The following is a 17377-nucleotide window of genomic DNA, read 5'->3' as shown; positions in this document are numbered from 1 at the left end:
TGCCCACCCCGCCTAATGACTCAATGGGTTAATCGCGAAACACGCGCACGCCCAGCGCTTTAAGATAAGCGGTTTCTGGAATGGCCGGGTGAATGGGGTGATCTGGCCCTTGATGGCCCTGGAAGATCACCTGCCCATGGCGATCCTGATGACGTACCGCGCCTCGCACGACATCTACCAAGCGATCTTCCCCCAGGTGCATGGAGCACGACGCTGAAAGCAACAGGCCATCGCGGCCCAGCAAACGCATCGCTTCGCGATTTAAGCGCGCATAGGCCCGCTCGCCATTAGGAATATCCTTACGCTTCTTGATAAACGCCGGCGGATCCAGAACCACCACGTCGAACTGTTCGCCGTCGGCTTTCAGTGCTGCCAAAGCTTCAAAGGCATCGCCTTCGCCAATGGCGACCTGCTCTTGTACACCGTTAAGCTCAGCATTTCGCGCCACTTGCTCAAGCGCGGGGCCTGAAGCATCGATACACAGCACCTCAGAGGCGCCATTGGCCGCCGCCTGGACACCCCAGCCACCCACATAGCTAAAGACATCCAGCACGCGCTTGCCAGCCACCTGGCGGTTCAGCCAAGCGCGGTTCTCGCGGTGATCAAAGAACCAACCGGTTTTCTGACCGTTCAGCACCGGCACGGCAAAGCGTGTGCCGTTCTCTTCAATCAATACTTCGTCGGGCAGCGTGCCTTTCACTACGTCGACGTGAGCTTCCAGCCCTTCCTGACGACGCCCGCCGGTATCGTTACGGAACACGATGACGTCAGGTTTAACCACTTTCTCAAGCGCATCGACAATCTCATCGGCCAGCGCCTGCATGCCGGCGGTATTTAGCTGAACAACCAATACATCGCCAAAACGGTCAATCACCAGACCTGGCAGCAGGTCACCCTCACCGTGAATCAGGCGGTAAAAAGGCTTGGCATATAAACGCTGACGCAGTGACAGCGCTTGATTGAAACGGTGTACAAACAGCGAACGGTCCAGACGCATATCCGGATCACGGGACATCACGCGGCCCGCAATCAGCGAGTGCGGATTGATATACGCCACGCCCAGGACTTTACCGTTAGAGGCCTCGACCAACGCGGTTTCGCCAGCAGTGAAATTCTTAAGCGGCGTTTCTTTAATATCCACTTCGTTGGAGTAGATCCACAGATGGCCTGCTTTTAAGCGGCGATCGGCGTTTTTATTTAAGCGCAGGCGTTGAGTCACAACAGTCTCCAAAAGCGTAGACAACAGATAACAAAAGGGTAATCAGCTATCAATGCTGACAGCCAGGGCAAAACACACTGGCGCGCTGGCCAAGCGTAATACGCCGAAGCTCCCTACCGCAGCGTAAGCAGGGTTGCCCCTGGCGCCCATAAACATTTAACCGCTGAGCAAAATAACCAGGCTCACCCTGGCCGCTCACAAAATCGCGCAGCGTGGTACCACCTTGAGTGATAGCCGCCGCCAATACTTCTTTCACAGCCGCCGCCAACTGCTCATAGCGGGCAAGAGAAATACGCCCGGCTGCACGACGTGGGTCAATACCGGCCATGAACAGCGCTTCAGTGGCGTAAATATTCCCCGCGCCCACCACGACCCGGTTATCCATTAAAAAGGGTTTTACCGCCACGCGCTTGTTACGCGAAAGCGCATATAGCCACTGGCCATTAAAGGCCTCATCAAACGGCTCAGGCCCAAGGTGGACAAGGCGCCGGTCTGCCGTCCCATCGCCTAACTGCCAATCCACAAAACCAAAGCGACGTGGGTCATGATAGCGCAACACATAGCCGTCTGCGGTGACCACATCGACATGATCATGCTTTTTGGGGATATCCCCCACTTGGGCAATGCGCAAACTGCCCGACATTCCCAGGTGCCACAGCAACGTTGCATCGTTTGGCGACTGCTTTACAGGGATTTGCAGGTATTTGGCACGCCGCGTCAGGGTGCCGATGCGCGCACCGACCAAACGCTCAGCCAAATCGTCAGGCACCGGAACACGCAAGCGCGGCTGGCGAACACGCACCTCGGTAATTTCCTGGCCTTCCAAATAGGGAGCAATACCGCGCTTGGTAGTTTCGACTTCGGGCAGTTCGGGCATGAAGAGAACCTGATTAACGATAGGGATATCGACAGGATAGACACTTACAAGGCAGGCAATGCGGAGCCACTATTAAGTCGCCTGCATCTGCAAACCCCATGTATGCAAAAACCCGGCACGGGCCGGGTTTTTCAACAGGCGCTCGCCTGCAGTGGAAGCCGATCATCATCGCTTACGCGATTACTTGATCTTGGCTTCCTTGTAGATAACGTGCTTACGGACAACCGGGTCGTATTTCTTGAATTCGAACTTATCCGGCGTGTTCCGCTTGTTCTTATCAGTGGTGTAGAAGTGGCCTGTACCGGCACTGGACACCAGTTTGATCTTATCGCGCATGGTTTTACTCTCCCAAAAATGCTGTCTTAGATGGCGTCGCCGCGCTTACGGATATCAGCCAGAACCGTCTCGATACCTTTCTTGTCGATGATGCGCATGCCCTTGGAGGAAACACGCAGCTTGACGAAGCGGTTTTCGGCTTCAACCCAAAAACGATGGGAGTGCAGGTTCGGCAAGAAACGACGACGTGTCTTACGCTGGGAGTGTGAAACGTTATTACCAGTTACCGGACGCTTGCCGGTAACCTGACATACTTTGGACATGAGAGCCTCCAACCGCTTGGCCAGGATATAAGCCTGAGTGTTCAAAACTGTCGGGCAAACCGGAAGAGAGGGAGTCGACGCCGTTAACCGTCTAGCTGTACCCAAATCCGTTATTCAACCCAAGTTTAAAGGTGGCACTTTATACCAGAGCACCGGACCACCGGCAAGCAAAACCGTCTAAAAAGGCGTAAAAAAGCCACTTTTTAGGTATTTTACCTAGACAGCTGACATTAAATGCCTGCCCTCTATCTACTGCCTATAGCCAGCCGCGCTCAGCAAAAGAGACCACGTCTCCATCTCCCACCACGAAATGATCCAAGACGCGTACGTCAAAGAGGCCAAGGGCCTCTTTTAAGCGTTCGGTGATACGACGGTCAGCATCGCTTGGCTCAGCCACACCGGAGGGGTGATTGTGGGCCAGGATAACGGCGCCAGCGCTAAGTTCTAATGCGCGCTTGGCAACTTCGCGGGGGTAAACGGAGGCGCTGTCTAGGGTACCGCGAAACAGGGATTCATAGCGAATAATTCGGTGCTGCGTGTCTAAAAAAATTACCGCGAACTCCTCATGCCCCAAATGGCGCAGTTGAGAGCTCAGGTAATGACGCACCAGTTCAGGCGATGTCAGCGCGTTGCCACGTGCCAATTGGCTGGCTAAATGGCGCTTTGAAATCTCAAGCGTGGCCTGCAGCTGGGCAAACTTGGCACTCCCCAGACCGTGCGCCGCGCAAAAGCTTGCCTGGTCCGCTTCCAGCAGCGGACGCAGGCCGCCAAATGCGGTGAGCAGATCACGCGCCAAATCAACCGCCGAGCGCCCCTGCACGCCCACGCGCAAAAAAATCGCCAGCAACTCTGCATCAGAAAGCGTCTGCGCGCCCATGGTTAATAGCTTTTCTCGTGGCCGCTCACCCTCCGGCCAATGATTTATCCCCATCCCCTACCTCCTCACCCCAAAGACATGCACGTAAAAAGCTCAGTAAACCTGGCTTACGCATTATTTGTAGCAACATGCCAAATTAGCAAGACGAATGGTATGGTAAGCCTCTTTAAGAACGCGCATATGGGCCCTTTACCATGGTTTCTGCCTCTGTTACTCCAACGACGCTCTCAACGTTTGCAGGTAAACGCATTCTGTTGGGCATTAGTGCAGGCATAGCGGCTTACAAAAGCGCGCTGATCGTGCGGCTGCTTAAACAAGCCGGTTGTGAAGTGCGTGTGGTAATGACCAGTGGTGCTCAGGCGTTTATTACGCCACTGACACTACAGGCGTTATCCGGCGAGCCGGTGCGCACGTCTCTGCTTGACCCGGAAGCGGAAGCCGGGATGGGGCATATTGAGCTCGCCCGCTGGGCGGATATTATCCTGATCGCTCCCGCAACGGCGGACCTGATGGCGCGACTGGTCCACGGCATGGCGGATGATTTACTCACCACGCTGTGCCTGGCCAGTGAAGCCCCCAGGCTGATCGCCCCGGCCATGAACCAGGCCATGTGGCGCCACCCGGCGACGCAACGCAATGTAGCGCAACTGCACGCTGATGGCTGGCAACTTATCGGCCCCGCGGCGGGCGACCAGGCATGTGGCGATGTAGGTCCAGGGCGTATGAGCGAGCCTGATGCCATCTTTGAGGTTGTTGCACGCCTCTTTTCAGGTGCCCCCCAGGCAGGCAACGCCCCTCATGTAGTCATCACCGCAGGCCCTACCCGTGAAGCGCTTGATCCCGTGCGTTACCTATCCAATCACAGCTCAGGTAAAATGGGCTACGCCTTGGCGGCGGCGGCGGTAGCGCAGGGCGCTACGGTTACTCTGATTAGCGGGCCTGTGGCTCTACCAACGCCCAACGGCGTTACGCGTATTGACGTTGAATCGGCCGAGCAAATGCATCAAGAAGCCATGCACCGGGCGCCTGAGGCGGCGTTATTTATTGGCTGCGCGGCAGTGGCTGATTACCGTTCGGCATCGCCTGCCGAGCACAAGCTTAAAAAGCAGGAAGATAGCGATACGTTCACGCTTACACTGATCAAAAATCCTGACATCATTGCCGATGTGGCCGCGCTGCCTACCGAACAACGCCCCTTGGTCGTAGGGTTTGCCGCAGAGACACAGCAACTGGAGCATTACGCCCACGATAAGCTTAACCGCAAGGGGCTTGATATGATTGTCGCCAATGACGTCTCTCAAGCGGGCCTGGGCTTTGGCAGCAATGAGAATGCCGCGCTGCTGCTCTGGCGCACAGCGCAAGGCACCGAGCAGCGTTTGGAATCCCCTCAGCCAAAAACTCAGCTTGCGCAGGTCATTGTTCGTCAAGCGCTAGCGCTGCTCTAGCCCTTAGCACCTGTTTTTAAAGCTGTTTTCAATATCCTTTTTACTATCGTTTTTTTAAATGTTGGAGTTCTACATGACCACCCGTCCCCGCCTGCAGTGCAAAGTGCTTGATGAGCGCTTACACGACCACATGCCGCACTACGCCACTGATGGCGCTGCGGGCATGGACCTGCGGGCGCTGCTCGACGAACCGCTAACGCTCAATCCTGGCGAATGCCAACTCGTACGAACGGGTCTTGCCATCTATATTGAAGACCCAAGCCTTGCTGGCATGATTCTTCCCCGCTCGGGCCTGGGCCATAAACACGGCATTGTATTGGGCAATCTGGTAGGTCTAATCGATTCAGACTACCAGGGTGAGCTGATGATTTCGGTGTGGAACCGTGGCCAAAGCGCTTTTACACTGTCGCCCTTTGAGCGGCTAGCCCAGTATGTTCTCGTGCCGGTGGTGCAAGCAGAGCTCTCTATTGTTGATGCCTTTACCGACTCCACCCGAGGCGGCGGCGGATTTGGCAGCACTGGCCGTCATTAATACGGGGCGGCATTAATACTGTCCGTCATTAACAAGGCTCGGGCGAACGTTACGCACTGACAGGAGTAGCCAATGGATGTACCTGCTTCGATTTTTCGTGCCTATGATATCCGTGGCATTGTCGATAACACGCTGAGCGAATCCACCGCAGAGTGGATTGGCCGTGCGATTGGTTCAGAAGCGGCCGCCCGGGGTGAGCAGTGTGTCATCGTTGCCAGAGACGGTCGTTTATCCGGCGAGCGCCTGCAAGCCGCCCTGATTCGAGGCTTAACAGCCGCTGGGCGCGACGTTATTGATATCGGCATGGTGCCCACGCCTGTCCTCTACTTTGCCACCCACGTGATGCCTGAGAGCTGCTCAGGCGTCATGGTGACCGGCAGCCATAACCCGCCCGACTACAATGGCTTCAAAATTGTCCTGGCAGGTGAAACATTATCAGGCGACGCTATTGCCGCGCTGTATGACCGCATTCACACCCATGATCTCACCAGCGGCCAAGGCAGCGTTCATCAATACGACATCCGGCACGCGTACCTTACCCGTATTTTGGAAGATGTTAGCGTCAAGCGTCCTATCAAAGCCGTTGTAGACTGCGGTAACGGCGTCGCCGGTGAGCTAGGACCCGAGCTAATCAAGCAGTTGGGGGTTGAAACAACGGTCTTGTTTGGTGAGATTGACGGCCATTTTCCTAACCACCACCCTGACCCCGGCAAGCCTGAAAACCTGCAAGACCTGATCAAGAGTGTTCAGACAACCGGCGCGGATATCGGGCTTGCCTTTGACGGTGATGGCGACCGAGTTGCCGTTGTTACACCGCGCGGCCGCATCATCTACTCTGACCACCTCCTGATGGCCTTTGCGACCGACATGCTTTCGCGTAACCCAAGCGCCAGGGTGGTCTATGATATTAAATGTACGGGTAACCTTGCCCGAGTCATTAGCGAAGCGGGCGGCGAGCCAGAAATGTGGCGTACCGGCCATTCGCTGATTAAAGCGCGCATGAAGGCAACCAACGCTCTGCTGGGCGGGGAAATGAGCGGCCATATTTTCTTCAAAGAGCGCTGGTATGGTTTTGATGACGGCCTTTATTCCGCCGCGCGCCTGCTGGAAATTCTAGCGCTTTATAACGAAGATGCAGACGCCTTTTTTGACCGCTTTCCTCAAGATCCAAGCACGCCAGAAATTAATATAATCGTTAGTGATGACGAAAAATTTGGCCTGATCGAAGCACTTGCCCGTGAAGGTGACTTCGGCGAAGGTATTAAAACCACGTTGGATGGCATTCGCGTTGATTACCCCGATGGCTGGGGCTTATGTCGCGCATCCAACACGACACCTGCCTTGGTGATGCGCTTTGAAGGGAAAAATGCCGTGGCACTAATGCGTATACGGGAATGTTTTGTCAACGCGTTAGCTCGTGTGGCACCGGCACTCAAAATTCCCGAGATGCCAGCTTAACCGCGCACTCGTGATATGCAGCACGATAACAATATTCATTAGCCACGTATCATCTGGATAAAAGAAAACAGCAAGCAAGGGACAACACGATGAATTCAGCCAGTCGCGACCCGCAGGTCGTTGTGGAGGTGCTTTCCGAAGCACTCCCCTATATTCAGCAGTTCTCCGGCAAAACCGTTGTGGTCAAGTACGGCGGCAATGCGATGACTGAAGACACGCTCATCAACTCTTTCGCACGTGATATCGTGCTAATGAAAGAAGTTGGCATTAATCCCGTAGTGGTTCATGGCGGCGGTCCGCAAATTGGCAGCCTGCTTGAAAAGCTTAATATCGAATCGCGCTTTGTGAACGGGATGCGTGTGACCGATTCCCAGACCATGGACGTGGTTGAAATGGTACTGGGCGGACTGGTGAACAAAAGCATCGTCAACCTGATTAACCAAAGCGGAGGCAAGGCAATAGGCCTAACGGGGAAGGATGGCGCACAAATTCGTGCTCGCCAGCTCAAGGTCGAGCACCAAAGCCCCGAAATGACCGTTCCGGAAATTATCGATATTGGGCATGTGGGAGAAGTCGAGTTCATTTCAACAGACCTGATCGAAATGCTCGCTGCCCGCGACTTCATTCCAGTGATCGCGCCCATCGGCGTTGACGATGAAGGCCATAGTTACAACATTAACGCCGACCTGGTGGCGGGTAAATTAGCCGAGGCATTAAACGCTGAAAAGCTAATGCTACTGACCAACGTCGCCGGACTCATGGATGCGGAAGGCAAGGTATTAACCGGGCTAAGCACGCTTCAAGTGGATGCCCTGATTGCCGACGGCACCATTTATGGCGGCATGCTGCCCAAAATACGCTGTGCGCTTGATGCCGTTAAAAATGGCGTTAACAGTGCGCATATTATCGACGGTCGTGTTCCCCATGCAGTGTTGTTGGAGATTTTCACCAACGCTGGCGTAGGTACGCTTATTACCGACGCGAGCTAACTGCAACGGAGGGCTAACGTCATGAGTGACGACCGTAAACCTCGCCGTCGCGAGCAGATTCTTCAAGCACTCGCGTTAATGCTGGAAGAAGATAGTGGAAAGCGTATTACCACGGCCGCCCTTGCACGCCAGGTCGGCGTTTCCGAGGCGGCACTGTACCGCCACTTTCCCAGCAAAGCGCGAATGTTTGAGGGCTTAATCGACTTTATTGAAGAGAGCATTTTTGCGCGCATTACGCGTATTTTAGAAGAGGTGCCCGACGCCATCCCCCGCTGCGGCACTATCCTGGCGCTACTACTGGGCTTTGCCGAAAAGAACCCAGGACTTGCCCGAGTGATGGGCGGCGATGTATTGACCGGCGAAACAGCCCGCCTGCGCCAGCGAGTTCATCAGCTATTTGAGCGTTTGGAGCTACAGCTCAAGCAGATTATCCGTGAGGCCGAACTGCGCGAAGGACGCCGCGCCAGCATTCCGGCCTCAGCGGCCGCTAACCTGCTCGCCGCCCAAGCGGAAGGGCGCATTTCTCAATACGTGCGCAGCGACTTTAAACGCCTGCCCACTGAGTACTGGGAAGATCAGTGGACGCTTCTATCAAGGCAGTTACTGCTCGAAGCGCCGCAACCCGCCTAAGAGTATCAAGTTGGTCAACAGGGACGTTGGCTCATTCTTTGTTAACATGCTCTCTCCCCTGCCACAGGAAGGCACTTTTGAATATTACCCACCTTGAGCACACGATTATCGCGCTGATCTTTCAAGGCTTGCTATGGCCGTTTGTTGGCCGCTGGGTGGCGGGCTCTTTGGTGGTGGCCATCTTTTTAGGCCGCGAGATAGCCCAGCATGAATATGCGGGTGGCGGGCCCAACGAGGTGTGGTACCTCTATGGTTTATTCAACCACTGGACGTTGGACTCGTTTTTGGACGTTGCAGCGCCCGCAGCAGCCTGCTGCTTTATCGCGTTAATACTGCCTGGTGGCGGGCTGTGGAAATATGTCAGAGCACGGCGTTAAAAAACCACTTCATACGCATAAAACAGCCATAAAAAAACCGGCGCTCTAATTGATAGAGGCCGGTTTTTGGCTATGAACAGCTAACTACGTAGACTTACGCCGCGATAGCATCGCCCATTTTTTGGCGCAGCTTTTTCATCGCGTTTTTCTCAAGCTGGCGAATACGTTCAGCGCTAACGCCGTACACATCGGCCAAATCATGCAGGGTCGCTTTATTATCGGTCAGCCAGCGGCGCTGCAAAATGTCCCGCGAACGCTCATCCAGACCTTTTAAAGCAAGCTGCAGACGCCGCGTTGAGTCTTCCTCAAAATCACTGTCTTCAAGCTTAGTCGCCGGGTCAGCAGAGGCGTCATCCAAAAAGTAAGCGGGCGCCTGATACGTGCTCTCTTCGTCATCGCTCGGTGAGGCATCATAGCCTGCATCATAAGCGGAAAGGCGACCTTCCATATCCCGCACAACTTCCGGCTTAACGTCGAGGTCTTTAGCGATGGCATCCACTTCATCGTTGTTCAACCAGGCAAGGCGTTTCTTGGCGCTGCGCAGGTTAAAAAACAGCTTACGCTGGGCTTTCGTCGTGGCGATTTTAACAATCCGCCAGTTACGCAGTACAAATTCGTGTATCTCAGCCTTGATCCAATGAACCGCAAACGATACCAGGCGTACACCCTGGTTAGGATCAAAACGCTTTACGGCTTTCATCAAGCCGACATTACCTTCCTGAATCAAGTCTGCCTGGGGCAACCCATAGCCTGAATAACTGCGAGCAATATGCACAACAAAGCGTAAGTGTGAGAGAACCAAGCGGCGCGCAGCCTCTAGATCAGCTTCATCATAAAGACGAAAAGCAAGCTCGCGCTCTTCCTCAACACTCAGCACCGAAATGCCGTTAACCGCTCGAATGTAGCCGCCCAAGTCGTGACCTGGAGAAAGCTGTCCCACCGGTAGAAGACTAGTGCTCATGTGCAGGTGGTCTCCCTTATCATCTATCGTGATTGACGTACGTCTTTGAAATTACGTCCGTACGCCTCAATTAACAATTAAGACCTTGCCTAAGCGGCAAAGTTCACTTGTTTCTGCTGCCTGTTTTGCCGAAATGTGCCATCGATTTACTTCATCAACCAGCGCTACTCAACCGCCAGATTGCGTTGGTGCTAACGACTTGCGATGGCACTAGCCAGAGTAATAAAACATTATTACCGTTCGCAGACAGCGCCATGCACGCTTAGCGGGGGCGGATACTGGAAAGATGACGGGTCACTGCCAGCCAAGCGCCCAACCAACCTAATAGTGTACTGCAGGATAGCAAAATTGTAGAGCCTGTGATATCCAGCTGCGGCAATGAGAAGCTTGCACCATAGCTAGCCGCTAATGCGGCGACCGGCAGCGACAGCCAGTGATTTCCCAAGCCCAGCAAACCCAGCGACAATACACCGCCCCCAAGACCATACCACGCCCCGCTGTATAAAAACGGGCGACGTACAAAAGCGTGCGTGGCACCAATCAGCATGACCACCTCGATTTCGCGGCGTCGGCTTTCAACGGCCAAACGAATCGTATTACCGACCACCAAGAGCACCCCTAATCCAAACAGCAGACCTAGCGCTAACGCAACGCGTCGGCCAAGTGCGGCCAAATGGCGTAAGCGCTCCACCCAGGCCAAATCTACCCGAACCTCATCAACGCCTGTCAGCGATGCTAACGTAACAGACAGTTGCTCCATGGATGCCAGCTCCACGCTTTGTGGACGCACCACGATGCTCGCGGGAAGCGGATTAGCATCCAGCCCCGCCAGCGCATCATCCAGCCCCAGCGACTCTTGAAACTCGACCATGCCCTGCTCGGCACTGATCAAGCGCGTCTCTAGCACCGCCTGCTCAGCGCTTACCGCCTCATCAATCCGCGCCGCTTGAGCCGGGTCAACGGTGGTTTCTAAATACACCGTGAGGGTCGCGCTCTCATCCAGCTCGGCATCCAGCAATCGAGCACTATCCAGCGTCAGCCATAGCGCAGCCGGAAGCACGAGGGCAATGGCAATCGCGAGCATTGTCAGCAGGCTGCCGACGGGGTGGCGCAACAGCCGATAAAAGCTGTCCCAACTCATCGCCCGGTGGTGGCGCCCCCAGGCACGTAAACGGCTTGAAAAACGCGTTTGCTGCGAATTGGCTCCGCGCCGTTTGGGAGGTGGGGCTTCCTGACGCTGGGTAGATACTTTGCGCCCCGCTTTCGGTGCAGCGCCTTTTGCGCGACGCGGTGTTGCCGATGGTTTCATACTGCGCCCTCATCAGCCACTAAGCGCCCATCACGCAAGCGCAAAATACGGTGGCGCAAACGAGCAATCAGCGCAAGGTCGTGACTTGCGATCATTACCGTGGTGCCGATGCGATTGAAGTCTTCAAAAAGCGCCATGATATCGGCGGAAAGCTGGGGGTCCAGGTTACCGGTTGGCTCATCGGCCAGGAGAAGCGCGGGCTTATTAACCACCGCTCGGGCAATGCCGACCCGCTGCTGCTCACCACCTGAAAGCTCAACGGGCAGCGCCTTCTCACGGTGTAAAAGCCCCACTTTATCGAGCGCGGCGCGCACGCGGCGCGCCGACTCCCGCGGCTCAATGCCTTGAATATCCAGCGGCAGCGAGACGTTATGAAACACGCTTCTATCAAACAGCAGTTGGTGATCCTGAAACACCACCCCAATCTGGCGCCGATAAAAAGGCACCTGGCTTGCATGAAGCTGGGCAATATCGTGCCCCGCCACGATCACACGCCCACGGCTAGGCTTTTCAAGTCGCATAATCAGGCGCAGCAAAGAGCTTTTACCCGCGCCCGAGTGGCCGGTCAAAAACACCATTTCACCGCGGGCCACACGAAAGTCCAGATGCGCCAGGGCTTCAAAGCGCCCTCCATAGCGCTTGCCGACATGCTCAAAAGCGATCATGCGCTGGCATCGTCCTCTTGGCGGTCAAACAGTGCGCTAACGAAGTCGTCTGCCTCGAAGGGACGTAAATCGTCCAGCCCTTCGCCTACGCCGATAAAGCGAATGGGCGTCTCAAGCTGTTTGGCCAAGGCAAAAATAATTCCCCCTTTGGCCGTACCGTCCAGCTTGGTTAGCGTAATCCCCGTGATGGGCACGGCTTCGTTGAATGTGCTCGCCTGCGCAATCGCGTTTTGCCCCGTACCTGCATCCAGCACCAGCATCACTTCATGCGGCGCAGTGGTATCGAGTTTTTGCATCACACGATGGACTTTCTTTAACTCTTCCATCAGATGGCTTTTGTTGTGCAAGCGGCCTGCCGTATCGGCGATAAGGATATCCACGCCGCGCGCTTTGGCGGCGGCGACAGCATCATAAATGACCGAAGCGCTATCGGCGCCAGTATGTTGAGCGATGACCGGTACGCTATTGCGCTCCCCCCACACCTTAAGCTGCTCAACCGCCGCCGCCCGGAAGGTATCCCCTGCGGCCAGCATGACGCTTTTTCCCTCGCGCTGAAAACGCTGGGTCAGCTTGCCGATCGTTGTGGTTTTACCCACACCATTCACCCCTACTACCAAAATCACAAAGGGGCCGTCCGTTTGCTTATTCAAATCAAGCGGCGTTGCCACCTGCCCAAGCATGGCAGCAAGCTCTTCTTGAAGAGCACGATAAAGCGCCTCAGGGTTATTCAACTCTTTACGCGAGACGCGTGCTTCTAGGCGTCCAATAATCTCGCTGGTCGCTTCAATCCCCACATCCGCCATCAGCAGCTGGGTTTCCAGATCCTCTAAAAGCTCATCATCAATCTGCTTTTTTCCCAAAAACAGATCGGCGATGCCATCGGTTAAGTTAGCGCGCGTTTTGCCCAGGCCTGATTTAATCCGCGCAAACCAGCCCTTCTTCTCGCCAGGCTTTTCTTGAAGTGCAGGCTTCTGCTCGGGCTGGATCTCAGGCTGAACGTCAGGCTCAGCCGGTTCCGGGTCAACTTCAGGCTCAGGAACCGGGTTAGTGTCGGGCTCACGCGCTGGCTTAATTTCGGGTTCAGGCGGTTCCGGCTTAACCTCGGGAGGCACAGGCGCTGGCTCAACGTCAGGCTCAGGCGGTTCCGGCTTAACCTCAGATGGAGCAGGTGCGGGCTCAACCTCAACTTCAGGCTCAGGCTCAGGCTCAGGCGATTCTGGCTTAATTTCAGGAGGCGCAGGGGCTGGCTCAACGTCAGGTTCAGGCTCTGTCACCGGCGCGACATTTTCAACGTCGGCTAGCGGTTCCTGCGGCGGCTCGTCAAGCTGCGCATCATCATTGAGTTCCTGCGGGCGTTGCTCTTGCGGCTCCTGTTGGGAGTCGTGCTTTTTCTTACGTTTGAAAAAACCAAACATGGGAGTCATCCGACTTAAAAGGTGAACATTGTGACCATCCTACCACCGCCAACCAAGACTTTGGATAAGTAGCCCGCTACAATCCCCGATATGACACGACAACGCTCCTCTCGCCCATCCGCTTCCAAAGGCACGCCTATCCGGCAGCCTGGCAAGCTTCGTATTATCGGTGGTGACTTTCGCCGCCGCCAGCTACCTGTGCTTGACCGGCCCGGCTTACGGCCAACGCCAGACAGAGTACGTGAAACGCTGTTTAACTGGCTGGGGCAGCAGCTCTATGGCCAACATGTGCTGGACCTGTTCGCGGGCACCGGCGCTCTGGGTATTGAAGCGCTTTCGCGCGGTGCCGCTCACGTTGACTTTATCGAGCGTGACAACAGCATAGCCGCCTATATTACCCAAAACCTGGCCACGCTTGGCGCAACCCGAGGCCAAGTCACTGCGTGCGATGCAAACACGTTCTTGAGCCAGCCGCCTCGCCCTTATCACCTGGTATTTCTTGACCCACCCTTTCACCAGGGGCTTGCTACGAGTTGCTGTAACGCACTGGAGACCCTTGGCTGGCTTGCACCCGACGCCATGATTTACCTGGAAACCGAACGCTCACTAGACCCAATGCCTCCCACTAACTGGCAGTTGCACCGCGAAACCCAAGCGGGTGAAAGTACTGCCCGACTTTATCAACGCCAGACCCCGTAAACAGCGCTTGCCGATGACGCCTACGAGCGTTACGCTCGCCTGATTCAACCTGTTGCACGCCTGTTGTTTGTTTTTATAACCTGGAGGTTTACATGAGCCTGGAACTGTTCAATCAGCTCGAGCAAAAAGTCACCGATACGGTGGAAGCGTTGGAAATGATGAAGCTGGAAAATGAAGAGCTGCGCGACGAAAACACCAAACTCAAGCAAGAGCGCGAAGAGTGGGAACGCCGCTTGAACAGCTTACTCAGCAAGTTTGAAGGGATCGCTAGCTAAACGTACGCGACATTAGCAGTGCGTCTTCACGCCCGGCGGCACCCTGTACTGCCGGGTAGTAGCCTTTACGCTGCCCATCCACCTTAAAATCAAAACGTTGATAAAGGCTAATCGCGGCCTTGTTGCTCACCCGCACCTCCAGTAGTAAACACTCACTTTGCCACTCAGCCGCTTTTAACATCACTGCCTGCATTAACGCATACCCCAGCCCCAAATGGCGGTGAGCAGGGTCTACGCCAATGGCTTGAAGCTCAGCATCAAAGGGTAAGCGCGCTACTAGCGCATAGCCTACCAGGGCATTTTCTTGAAAATAACCCACTACGCAGGCATCTGTATCGGCTAATGCCGCATTAAGTTGGCGCTCACTCACTCCACTTTGGGCCTGAGCCTCAAGAGTTGCTAACCGTAGGCCGTCACTTGCCTGAAGCTCAGCGATCATTTTCGGGGGCTTTGAGCGTTTTCCACTGTTGGCCTAATGCGTACAGCTGGGGCCAAAGGTTACGCTTGGCAGCGCCATTTTTAGCAAGATGTTCAAGTGCTACGCCCTGCCATACCGGCAGTTCCAGTGTATCGCTACGCGCTTGCTGAATATTCAAGACGCTCATGATATCAGCAGCGCCATCGTCTTCGGGTTGCTCCCCCCACCAGAGTACGCGCTCAAGCGCCCAGCCCTGCCGACTAGCGCAGCCTGACATAAACGCAGAGAGCCCTTCTCTGGCTTCTTCAAGAGGGTCTTCTGCAAAGGTATTGGCCATTAACGGCCACTTAAACAGCGTGATGCTGGACAACGCATCCGGCGCGATACCAACGGCCTGCCAAATGTTGGCAAGCAGGCGCTGCGCCTGGGGCGTTATCTCGCCAGGGTGCAAGCTCAACCATCGCTGCCCTATACACACGCAGGAAAGCGAAAACTGCAGCGGTTTAGCCGAAGCCGCAGGCATCGACCCCACTGATTCAACGGGCACTGATTCACCGGACGCTGACGCAGCAGACACTGGTTCAACAGAGATGTCCGTGGGCGCTTTATCCGCTGGCGCCTGGCCGAGCAAAGCACGTACCGAAGAAGGCGCTGACGCAGACGAGTTAACGCCCGGTGCTTTGGGCTCGCTACGCGGGGTTGGCGCGTCATCAAGCAACGCCTGGAGACGCTCACGCGGGGGCGTTTTTTCCGGCGGCGTTTCATCCCACTCGCAGGCTTCGGTCGGCAGCGCATTGGGCAGTTGATAGCGTGATGCCCAGGCGGTAATGCCCATGGCATCCAGGTAGTGGCGCCGGGTAACCTCTGGCGTCACTGGCCGCCGCCACGACAGTTGGGTGAATCAGGACGCTCGCCGCCCCTCGCCTGCCATTCAACCGGCGTATAAAGGTGCAACGCTAGCGCATGCACCGGGCCAGAAAGTTCACCGGCCAGCAGTGCATAAATCTTCTGGTGACGCTTCACCGGCATCAGGCCATCGAAAATGTCGCTAACCAGCGTTACCTTGAAGTGGGTTTCGGAGTTGGCGGGCACGTTATGCATGTGGCTTTCGTTCTCCACGCGCACGACTTCCGGCGCTAGCGCCGCTAACTTCTGTTCGATCTGTGCTTGCACCGTCATTACTGCTCTCCTCAATATTCAACATTTTTATTGTACGCGCTTACTAGCCACCAGACGATGCCCGGCGTTCAACCAGCGCACGCCGGGCAAGCGACACTCTTGAAAGGCTTGCCAGAAGCGCCAGAAACGATGTAACCGCTCCCAACCAGAGAGTTATCTGAACCTCAAACCCAAGCGCTAGTGCTGCCCCTACTATCGCCACCCCAAACGACTGACCTACCGTGCGAATCGTGCTCATCACGCCCGACACACTGGCACTGCGCTCCGGCGGAAGGCTGCCCATCATTTCGCGGTTATTGGGCGGCTGGAACAGGCCAAAACCGATACCGCATAGTGCCGTACGCCATAGGCTTTCCATGACACCCATGGTTTCATCCACCAGCGCCAGCGCGACCAGGCCGGCAACGATCAGCCCCAGGCCGGTGCTTGAAAGCACACTGGGATTGATACGGTCCGCCAGGCGACCCGCCAACGGCCCTACCAGCATGATCCCAAGCGGCCATGGGGTAAACAACCAAGCGGTCTCCAGGGGCGAAAGCCCCATTTGCTCCTGATAATAGAACGACAGCGCCACAAAGGTCAGACCCTGACCAATAAACGCAAGGCCGGAGGCGGATACCGCAAGCGTGAAGCGCTTTTCAGCAAAAATACTCAGCGGCAGCAACGGATACAGTGCTCGACGTTGGCGCATGATAAACCCCACTGCACTTGCTACGGTAAGCAGTACCCAGGCACCCACCAGGCCAAACGATGCCGCGTGCCCCACCGCGTCCATGGCCAGGAAGAAACTCGCCAGCATCAGCATGGACAACAGCGCCCCCAGAAAATCAAAACTTCCCTGGCGGGGTTTATCCCGAGGCAGTGCGCGCTTGGCAAACCATAAAGAGCACAGCCCAAGGGGCAGATTAAGTGCAAACAGCCACGGCCAGTCCGCAAAGGATAAAATAACGCCGCTCAGCGTTGGCCCTGCGGCATAACCACCCGCGACAACGAGCGCACTTAACCCTAACGCACTACCCAATAGGCGTGAGGGAAATATCGCCCGGTAAAGCGAAGGGCCAATAGAGAGCGTGGCGGCAGCGCCTAGCCCCTGCAAGGCACGAAACACCAGCAGCGTTTCTAAATTACGTGACAGTGCCGCCCCCAATGCGCCCACCATAAACGTGCCTAGCCCAAACAGATAAATACGCCGTCGCGTTACCAGTTCGCTGATCCCGGCAAACACCAGCAAGAAGGCGGCACATACCACCTGAAACATGTTGGTGATCCACACCGAGCGTGCGGCAGAGGCGTTTAAGTCTGCTGCAATGGTCGGCAGCGCCAAATTAATCATGGTGGTGTCCATCACCGCCATTAGCGTGCCGGTAATCAGGGCCAATACCGCCAAGGCACGTTCCGGCCCGGGCAGGCCGTCGTCTCCAGGACGGGTTTGAAACAGTCGCATCGGTGGGGT

General features: G+C 55.7%; 21 protein-coding genes. 8 read left to right on the top strand and 13 right to left on the bottom strand.

Going from position 1 to position 17377, the window contains the following annotated elements; genetic code table 11:
• Nucleotides 1-28 precede the first annotated feature (28 nt).
• The 5 genes from ACT3TY_RS05675 to radC form a co-directional block, all read right to left on the bottom strand.
• A complete protein-coding gene (locus ACT3TY_RS05675; RefSeq protein ID WP_172118506.1) occupies nucleotides 29-1219 on the bottom strand; it encodes a class I SAM-dependent rRNA methyltransferase in 1191 nt (396 codons plus the stop codon).
• Between the two features lie 49 nt (nucleotides 1220-1268).
• On the bottom strand, nucleotides 1269-2096 hold the full coding sequence (gene mutM / locus ACT3TY_RS05670; protein WP_172118507.1) for a bifunctional DNA-formamidopyrimidine glycosylase/DNA-(apurinic or apyrimidinic site) lyase: 828 nt from the start codon (nucleotides 2094-2096) through the stop codon (nucleotides 1269-1271).
• A gap of 180 nt (nucleotides 2097-2276) precedes the next feature.
• Nucleotides 2277-2432 (bottom strand): 50S ribosomal protein L33, encoded by a 156-nt coding sequence (gene rpmG / locus ACT3TY_RS05665; RefSeq protein ID WP_009098622.1) that lies wholly within the window; start codon nucleotides 2430-2432, stop codon nucleotides 2277-2279.
• A gap of 26 nt (nucleotides 2433-2458) precedes the next feature.
• On the bottom strand, nucleotides 2459-2695 hold the full coding sequence (gene rpmB / locus ACT3TY_RS05660; RefSeq protein WP_172118508.1) for a 50S ribosomal protein L28: 237 nt from the start codon (nucleotides 2693-2695) through the stop codon (nucleotides 2459-2461).
• Between the two features lie 256 nt (nucleotides 2696-2951).
• Nucleotides 2952-3626: a RadC family protein gene (radC, locus tag ACT3TY_RS05655; RefSeq protein WP_172118509.1), complete on the bottom strand. Its 675-nt coding sequence runs from the start codon at nucleotides 3624-3626 to the stop codon at nucleotides 2952-2954.
• Between the two features lie 140 nt (nucleotides 3627-3766).
• Between radC and coaBC the strand changes: the two genes are divergently transcribed.
• From coaBC to ACT3TY_RS05625, 6 genes are all read left to right on the top strand, one after another.
• Nucleotides 3767-5017, top strand: coding sequence for a bifunctional phosphopantothenoylcysteine decarboxylase/phosphopantothenate--cysteine ligase CoaBC (gene coaBC / locus ACT3TY_RS05650; RefSeq protein ID WP_172118510.1), 1251 nt, complete (start codon nucleotides 3767-3769; stop codon nucleotides 5015-5017).
• A gap of 73 nt (nucleotides 5018-5090) precedes the next feature.
• Entirely contained in the window at nucleotides 5091-5549 is a 459-nt protein-coding gene (gene dut / locus ACT3TY_RS05645) for a dUTP diphosphatase (protein WP_172118511.1), read from the top strand.
• Nucleotides 5550-5621: 72 nt separating this feature from the next.
• Nucleotides 5622-7007, top strand: coding sequence for a phosphomannomutase/phosphoglucomutase (locus tag ACT3TY_RS05640; protein ID WP_172118512.1), 1386 nt, complete (start codon nucleotides 5622-5624; stop codon nucleotides 7005-7007).
• Between the two features lie 89 nt (nucleotides 7008-7096).
• Nucleotides 7097-7996 (top strand): acetylglutamate kinase, encoded by a 900-nt coding sequence (argB, locus tag ACT3TY_RS05635; RefSeq protein WP_172118513.1) that lies wholly within the window; start codon nucleotides 7097-7099, stop codon nucleotides 7994-7996.
• Between the two features lie 21 nt (nucleotides 7997-8017).
• On the top strand, nucleotides 8018-8626 hold the full coding sequence (slmA, locus tag ACT3TY_RS05630; RefSeq protein ID WP_087110043.1) for a nucleoid occlusion factor SlmA: 609 nt from the start codon (nucleotides 8018-8020) through the stop codon (nucleotides 8624-8626).
• Between the two features lie 77 nt (nucleotides 8627-8703).
• The gene (locus tag ACT3TY_RS05625; RefSeq protein ID WP_444627601.1) at nucleotides 8704-9003 is read left to right on the top strand and encodes a hypothetical protein; all 300 of its coding nucleotides are present in this window, start codon (nucleotides 8704-8706) and stop codon (nucleotides 9001-9003) included.
• Between the two features lie 94 nt (nucleotides 9004-9097).
• Here ACT3TY_RS05625 and rpoH read toward each other — a convergent pair whose 3' ends face one another.
• The 4 genes from rpoH to ftsY all read right to left on the bottom strand — a co-directional run bounded on the left by rpoH (nucleotide 9098) and on the right by ftsY (nucleotide 13353).
• Nucleotides 9098-9964 carry an RNA polymerase sigma factor RpoH gene (rpoH, locus tag ACT3TY_RS05620; RefSeq protein WP_087110047.1) on the bottom strand — a complete coding sequence of 289 codons (867 nt, stop codon included), beginning with the start codon at nucleotides 9962-9964 and terminating at the stop codon, nucleotides 9098-9100.
• A 262-nt stretch (nucleotides 9965-10226) separates the two neighbouring features.
• Nucleotides 10227-11273 carry a permease-like cell division protein FtsX gene (ftsX, locus tag ACT3TY_RS05615; RefSeq protein ID WP_444627599.1) on the bottom strand — a complete coding sequence of 349 codons (1047 nt, stop codon included), beginning with the start codon at nucleotides 11271-11273 and terminating at the stop codon, nucleotides 10227-10229.
• The gene (gene ftsE, locus ACT3TY_RS05610; RefSeq protein ID WP_087110053.1) at nucleotides 11270-11938 is read right to left on the bottom strand and encodes a cell division ATP-binding protein FtsE; all 669 of its coding nucleotides are present in this window, start codon (nucleotides 11936-11938) and stop codon (nucleotides 11270-11272) included. Before ftsE ends, ftsX begins: the two co-directional genes overlap by 4 nt.
• On the bottom strand, nucleotides 11935-13353 hold the full coding sequence (ftsY, locus tag ACT3TY_RS05605) for a signal recognition particle-docking protein FtsY (RefSeq protein WP_444627597.1): 1419 nt from the start codon (nucleotides 13351-13353) through the stop codon (nucleotides 11935-11937). Before ftsY ends, ftsE begins: the two co-directional genes overlap by 4 nt.
• A 90-nt stretch (nucleotides 13354-13443) precedes the next feature.
• Between ftsY and rsmD the strand changes: the two genes are divergently transcribed.
• Both rsmD and zapB read left to right on the top strand, forming a co-directional pair.
• Nucleotides 13444-14052, top strand: coding sequence for a 16S rRNA (guanine(966)-N(2))-methyltransferase RsmD (rsmD, locus tag ACT3TY_RS05600; protein WP_444627595.1), 609 nt, complete (start codon nucleotides 13444-13446; stop codon nucleotides 14050-14052).
• Between the two features lie 92 nt (nucleotides 14053-14144).
• Nucleotides 14145-14327: a cell division protein ZapB gene (zapB, locus tag ACT3TY_RS05595; protein WP_087110059.1), complete on the top strand. Its 183-nt coding sequence runs from the start codon at nucleotides 14145-14147 to the stop codon at nucleotides 14325-14327.
• Here the strand turns inward: zapB and rimI are convergent.
• From rimI to ACT3TY_RS05575, 4 genes are read right to left on the bottom strand one after another with little or no spacing between them, the layout of a single operon-like run.
• Nucleotides 14320-14766 carry a ribosomal protein S18-alanine N-acetyltransferase gene (gene rimI / locus ACT3TY_RS05590; protein WP_444627593.1) on the bottom strand — a complete coding sequence of 149 codons (447 nt, stop codon included), beginning with the start codon at nucleotides 14764-14766 and terminating at the stop codon, nucleotides 14320-14322. The genes zapB and rimI overlap by 8 nt on opposite strands.
• Nucleotides 14756-15619 carry a hypothetical protein gene (locus ACT3TY_RS05585; protein WP_444627592.1) on the bottom strand — a complete coding sequence of 288 codons (864 nt, stop codon included), beginning with the start codon at nucleotides 15617-15619 and terminating at the stop codon, nucleotides 14756-14758. Before ACT3TY_RS05585 ends, rimI begins: the two co-directional genes overlap by 11 nt.
• Entirely contained in the window at nucleotides 15616-15924 is a 309-nt protein-coding gene (locus ACT3TY_RS05580) for a BolA family protein (RefSeq protein WP_087110065.1), read from the bottom strand. Before ACT3TY_RS05580 ends, ACT3TY_RS05585 begins: the two co-directional genes overlap by 4 nt.
• Before the next feature lie 43 nt (nucleotides 15925-15967).
• On the bottom strand, nucleotides 15968-17368 hold the full coding sequence (locus ACT3TY_RS05575) for an MFS transporter (RefSeq protein WP_444627591.1): 1401 nt from the start codon (nucleotides 17366-17368) through the stop codon (nucleotides 15968-15970).
• Between the last annotated feature and the right edge of the window lie 9 nt (nucleotides 17369-17377).

Source organism: Halomonas sp. AOP22-C1-8, from assembly GCF_052378905.1.
Lineage (GTDB): Bacteria > Pseudomonadota > Gammaproteobacteria > Pseudomonadales > Halomonadaceae > Vreelandella > Vreelandella citrativorans.
The sequence above is the reverse complement of the archived record's forward strand: the minus strand, read 5'-3'. Positions and strand labels throughout refer to the sequence as shown.